Raw genomic sequence first — 4,815 nt, 5'->3', positions numbered from 1 at the left:
ATGTTAGGCACCGTGGCTATCTCTACGAAGTCGATGTCTTTGGCGGACCGCTTGCGGGACTTGTGGTCGCCGAACTTGAGACGCCGGAGGACGTGCCGGACGAAATGCTGCCCGACTGGCTCGGCCGTGAAGTCACCGGCGAGCAGAAATTCTACAACGCGTCGCTCGCCCTTGGTGGGATTCCGGAGATCGCCGCATGAGCTTTCGCATCGATCCGCGCCTGCCGCTGACCGGCGAGGTCAGGAGAATCCTTGCCGAGGAGATCGGCAAGGCGCTGCATCATCTTGACGCCGCACGGAGCCGGCCGGAACAGGCGCTGCACAAATGCCGCAAGCGGCTGAAGAGCGCTCGCGCCTTGTTGCGGCTTGTTCGTTCCGGTGACGAAACATTCTGTGAGACAGAAAACCAGTGCTACCGCAACGTGGCGGCCCTGCTTGCCGGCCCGCGCGAGGCGACAGCGCTGATCGAAACCATCGACCGCCTGGCGGCAAGCTTTCCCAAGGAGAGCGCCGACGATGGGCTGGGCGCGGTTCGCGACAGGCTGATCGCGCGCCAGCATGAATTGCACGAAGGTACAGGACTCGAAGCGGCGATCGGTGCGGCGACCGCCGCCTGCGAGGAGGGCCTGCACCGCATCGGCACGCTGGCCTTGCCCGACCAGCCGGAACAGGCGGCCGACGTGCTTGCCGAAGGCGCCCGCGTCACGTTGCGCCGCGCCAGGAAGGCGCTCGACAAGGCCGAATCGCGGGGAGCGGCCGATGATTTCCACGATCTGCGCAAGGCGGCCAAGACCCACGGCATGCATCTGTCGCTGCTCGGCAGGCTGTGGCCGACACCGATCAAGGCAAGGCGCAAGGCGGTCGACGAACTGGGCGAGCGGCTGGGCGACCTGCACGATGTGCTGGTGATGCGCGCCCTGCTCGAGGCCGACGACCGGCTGCTCGGGCCGCCCGAGGACACGAAACTTCTGGCCAAGCTTTTGAAGCGGTCGGAAAAGCAGCTGAAGAAGAGCTGCCTTGCCGAGGCGGCCGAGCTGTTCGGCGACAGTCCCAAACGCTCGACACGCAAACTGGCCCGCAAGGCGCGCGACGATCTGGCTGCGCCGCCGGAAGAGGCCGCGGCATCGTAGGATGACTTGGCGCTCTTCCTCTCGGTCCGGACGGGGGGAAGAAAGGCGTGCGCTAGCCCTCATTACCCGCCCATGCTAATCGCCATGGAGTATGACCGAGCCCGGCGACACGCTTCTGGATCGACTTGGCCGCTGGCTTGCCGGCCGGCTGCAGGAAGAATCGTCCGGCTACGAGCCCTACACCCCCTCCGATGCCGAAACGCTGCGTCGCACGCTTGAGCCCGGCGACATCCTGCTGATCGAGGGCAACCAGAAGATCTCGGCGGCGATCAAGTACCTGACCCAGTCGACCTGGTCGCATGCGGCCTTCTATATCGGCGATGCCTTGCCCGCGCCGGCGGACGGCTCGGAGCGGCCGCGCCTGATCGAGGTCACGATCGGCGAAGGCTGCGTCGCCGTTCCATTGTCGCGCTACCGCACCTACAACACCCGCATCTGCCGGGCGAGTGGGCTGGCGCCGGAGGATCGCGACAAGGTCGTCGCCTTCATGATCGGCAAGCTCGGCCTGAAATACGACCTCAAGAACATTTTCGACATGCTGCGTTTTTTCTTCCCGACACCGCCGGTGCCGGTGCGCTGGCGCCGCCGCATGCTGGCCTTCGGTTCCGGCGATCCGACACGGGCGATCTGCTCGACGCTGATTGCCGAGGCCTATGGCCAGATCCGCTATCCGATCCTGCCCGAGATCACCCGTGCGCCCGGCCGCGCCTCGGCGCAGTCGAACTATTCGCGCAAGGAAATCCTGCACATCCGCCACCACTCGCTCTACACGCCGCGCGATTTCGACCTGTCGCCCTATTTCCGCATCGTCAAGCCGACGCTGGAATATGGTTTCGACTACCGGGCGGTGACCTGGGACGACAAGCTTGCCGATCCCGGGGCCAAGGCCGCCGAGTAAACGCGATCAAATGAGTCCAGCCGCGTGCATGGCCCGGCACAGGAGCGCTGGCCGGCGGCCGGGCGTCAGTGCTTGCAAGCCGCGGCCCGCACGTCCGAGGGTGTGGCGTCATAACGGCGACGGAACGCCCGGTTGAAATAGGAAAGGTCGTTGAAGCCGGCCTCGTAGGCGATCGCGGTGATGCTGCGTCCGGCATGGCGAGGATCGCCGAGCATGCGATGCGCGCGCGCCAGCCGTTGGGTCATCATGAAATCAATCAAGGATGTGCCATCGCTCTCGAACAGCTTGCGGACGTAGCGGGCCGACAGTCCGTGGCGGGCGGCGACGTCCTGCGCCGACAGGTCGACGTGGCCACCATGCGCGACGATATCGGCCTTGATGGCGCGCAAGCGGGCAACGCTGACGCCGCGGCCGCGTGCGATCTGGGCCGCATCCCTGGTCGCGCCCATGGCGAGTGCGGCAAGGTCGAAGACATGCGCCGCCGCAAGGTGGCAGGCCTCCGCAGTCAACTCGTCTCCGACCTCCTGGATCGAGCTGATATAGTCGAGCAACAGCCGCATCGCCCCGCTTTGGGTCGGCAAGGGCCGCATAAGAACCGCGGCCGGATCGCCGATCAGAGGCGAAAGCTGCTTGCGCGAAAAACTCAGATTGACGAAGCGAAACCCGCCGGCGCCGATCAGGTTGAGGCCAACCTCTTCACCGCTCATCATCAGCGCCTGGCCGTTGCCGACCGCCTCCTCGCGGCCGCGATGCTTCATCACACTGCCCCCGTCGAGGGCCGCCAGAAGAACGAAGTCGTCATTGTCGATCAGCGACGACGTACGATGCACCCGGAATTCCGATGAGCTGCCGGTGGCGATGCCGAGGCCTGGCAACGCGCGCACCCGCATGTCGATCTGCGCCGGCGCCAGCGGATCGAGGTCCACCCTCAGAACCGTGCGGCCGTAAACCTCACGCGTGATCTCGACGCGATCCCGCTCCGGAAACATCTCCGTCGCCAGCCTGAATGAGGCTGACGTCCCCATCGTCGCAGTCATCGACACCCCCCATGCCCAAGAGCGCGGTCATATGCGCCGGAGCCTGCAAAACGTCAATCCCGGGCCGTTTTGGCCGCTTTCAGTGCCGTTCTGTCCAAGCTGCCCCCCTTTTATGCCCCTAGTTTGCGGCGCGATTCCGGAACCGGAACCGCATTGGCGGCAATCCAAAGGGGGGCACGATGTTTCATTTGCAACTGTTCAAGACGCTGTCGGCACTGGCTGCGGCAGGGTTCAATCCGCGTGTCTATCTGCTGTCGATCGCCTTGGGCAACGCAGTGACCGATCATCGCGAGGCCAAGCTGCCGCCGCGCGCTGCCCGATGATGAGCAGCACCATGAAAAAGAGCATTTTCCTGGCCCTGACCATTGCCCTGGCGGGCTGCCAAACGGGCCAGGTCGACGACAGGCCGGCATCGATCGCGAGCGCGGCCGGCAGCAAGAAGGCCCGGAACGAACCGACGACGGAAACGGCCTGCGCCGATGCGGCCAAGAAGGCGGCGAAGGCGCAGACCAATGCGGCTCTGCTCGGCGGTGTGCTGTCGATGGCGGGGGGTCTTGGCGGTCTGGCTGGCAATGGTGGGGTCATTGCCGGCCAGGCCGCCTCGATCGGCGGCTCGGTTCTGCAGTCCCAGGCAACGAGCAGTGCCCGGGCCGGCATTGCGGAGGATTGTTATGGCTGAGCGGCGTTTCGCAGCCATGCGCCGGCTGGCCGGCGCGCTCGCACTTGCCGGCATGATCTTCGACAGCCCGCAGGCCTTGGCCCTGACAGCGCGGGATGCGTCGGCGGTCGTCGGCCTGATCGAGGCCTTGCAGCCCGAATTCGGTCAGTTCGCCTATGACGAGGAGATCGCCGCCGACTGGTACGAGCGCGATGCCGCGGACAAGGGCTTGATCGGCACAGCCGGTTTCACCGCCGACAGCTGGAAGGTCGCGCTTGGCGAGACCATGCGCGGGTTCCTGGCGACGATGCCGGTCGCGGAACTCGATGCCATTTTCGCCAAGCTCAGAAATGCCATATCCGGCATGAGGGAGCTGACCGAGGCACAGAAGACGGAGACCATCGACGCCATCGACGAAGAGGTCGAAGGCTTGATGATTTTGCGGACTGAGGGCGATCCCTTCGCCGACGTCGTCAGGCCGCTGACGCCAAAAATCCGCAGCCTCATCCTCGGCCCGGCGGTGGGGCAATAGGATGTTGGGCAACAGGAAACGGGTGGCCGGAAAAGCAACTCCGGGCGGGAGCCTCGAGGCCGAACATCGCGATATTTTTCCAGCCACGGCACGTGCCGGGCGAGGCAGCCCGATCGCGATGCTGATCTGCCTGCTGGCCTCCGGCTGCAGCCAGACGGCCGCCAGCCCGCCGATCACGCCAGACCAGCATGCGCAATTGGCGGAGTTGGCGGCCGGCCCGGACTCGCCGGCAGGCCTTGGCGAGGCCCTGGCTGCAGTCGAGGCGACCAGGAAAATGCGGGACTGCCGGGCGCGGATGAACGAGACGGTCGGGCAGATGAAGACGATGGGCGCCGTCAATGGCGCGGTCGGCGTCGCCGGTCGCATGGCGGGTCCGGGGGGCAAGACAGCGGCAAAAATGGTGGCGGTCGGCACTGCCAGGGTCGTGCGCGGCAAGCTCAGCCGTCAGATGCAATCGTGCTGAGACGATTGACGCGGTGCCTGGTCAGGCCGGCAGCGGCCGCCGTCCTTTCGCGGCGGCGGGCGTATCAGGCCTCGCCCCGGCATCTCGCGCGTGTGGCC

At 65.9% G+C, this 4,815-nt stretch carries 7 protein-coding genes and 1 pseudogene; 7 read left to right on the top strand and 1 reads right to left on the bottom strand.

Going from position 1 to position 4,815, the window contains the following annotated elements; genetic code table 11:
• The 3 genes and pseudogenes from EN991_RS23645 to EN991_RS23635 form a co-directional block, all read left to right on the top strand.
• Nucleotides 1-200 (top strand): annotated as a pseudogene (locus tag EN991_RS23645) (adenylate cyclase); the annotation flags it as partial.
• Nucleotides 197-1,129 carry a CHAD domain-containing protein gene (locus EN991_RS23640; RefSeq protein ID WP_127369661.1) on the top strand — a complete coding sequence of 311 codons (933 nt, stop codon included), beginning with the start codon at nt 197-199 and terminating at the stop codon, nt 1,127-1,129. The pseudogene EN991_RS23645 and the gene EN991_RS23640, both read left to right, overlap by 4 nt.
• Nucleotides 1,130-1,220: 91 nt before the next feature.
• Nucleotides 1,221-2,027: a hypothetical protein gene (locus tag EN991_RS23635; RefSeq protein WP_013528661.1), complete on the top strand. Its 807-nt coding sequence runs from the start codon at nt 1,221-1,223 to the stop codon at nt 2,025-2,027.
• Nucleotides 2,028-2,092: 65 nt separating this feature from the next.
• Here the strand turns inward: EN991_RS23635 and EN991_RS23630 are convergent, their stop codons facing one another.
• The gene (locus EN991_RS23630; RefSeq protein ID WP_013528662.1) at nt 2,093-3,064 is read right to left on the bottom strand and encodes an AraC family transcriptional regulator; all 972 of its coding nucleotides are present in this window, start codon (nt 3,062-3,064) and stop codon (nt 2,093-2,095) included.
• Nucleotides 3,065-3,243: 179 nt separating this feature from the next.
• Here EN991_RS23630 and EN991_RS23625 point away from each other — a divergent pair, with 179 nt between their 5' ends.
• From EN991_RS23625 to EN991_RS23610, 4 genes are read left to right on the top strand one after another with little or no spacing between them, the layout of a single operon-like run.
• Nucleotides 3,244-3,387: a hypothetical protein gene (locus tag EN991_RS23625; protein ID WP_023813481.1), complete on the top strand. Its 144-nt coding sequence runs from the start codon at nt 3,244-3,246 to the stop codon at nt 3,385-3,387.
• Between the two features lie 11 nt (nt 3,388-3,398).
• Nucleotides 3,399-3,743, top strand: coding sequence for a hypothetical protein (locus tag EN991_RS23620; protein WP_013528664.1), 345 nt, complete (start codon nt 3,399-3,401; stop codon nt 3,741-3,743).
• Nucleotides 3,736-4,254, top strand: coding sequence for a hypothetical protein (locus EN991_RS23615; RefSeq protein WP_024502204.1), 519 nt, complete (start codon nt 3,736-3,738; stop codon nt 4,252-4,254). Before EN991_RS23620 ends, EN991_RS23615 begins: the two co-directional genes overlap by 8 nt.
• A 22-nt stretch (nt 4,255-4,276) precedes the next feature.
• Nucleotides 4,277-4,717 (top strand): hypothetical protein, encoded by a 441-nt coding sequence (locus EN991_RS23610; RefSeq protein WP_164753792.1) that lies wholly within the window; start codon nt 4,277-4,279, stop codon nt 4,715-4,717.
• Nucleotides 4,718-4,815 lie beyond the last annotated feature (98 nt).

This window comes from Mesorhizobium sp. M7A.F.Ca.US.005.03.2.1 (genome assembly GCF_003997795.1).
Classification (GTDB): domain Bacteria; phylum Pseudomonadota; class Alphaproteobacteria; order Rhizobiales; family Rhizobiaceae; genus Mesorhizobium; species Mesorhizobium ciceri.
This window is presented reverse-complemented; position numbering and strand designations above follow the sequence as displayed.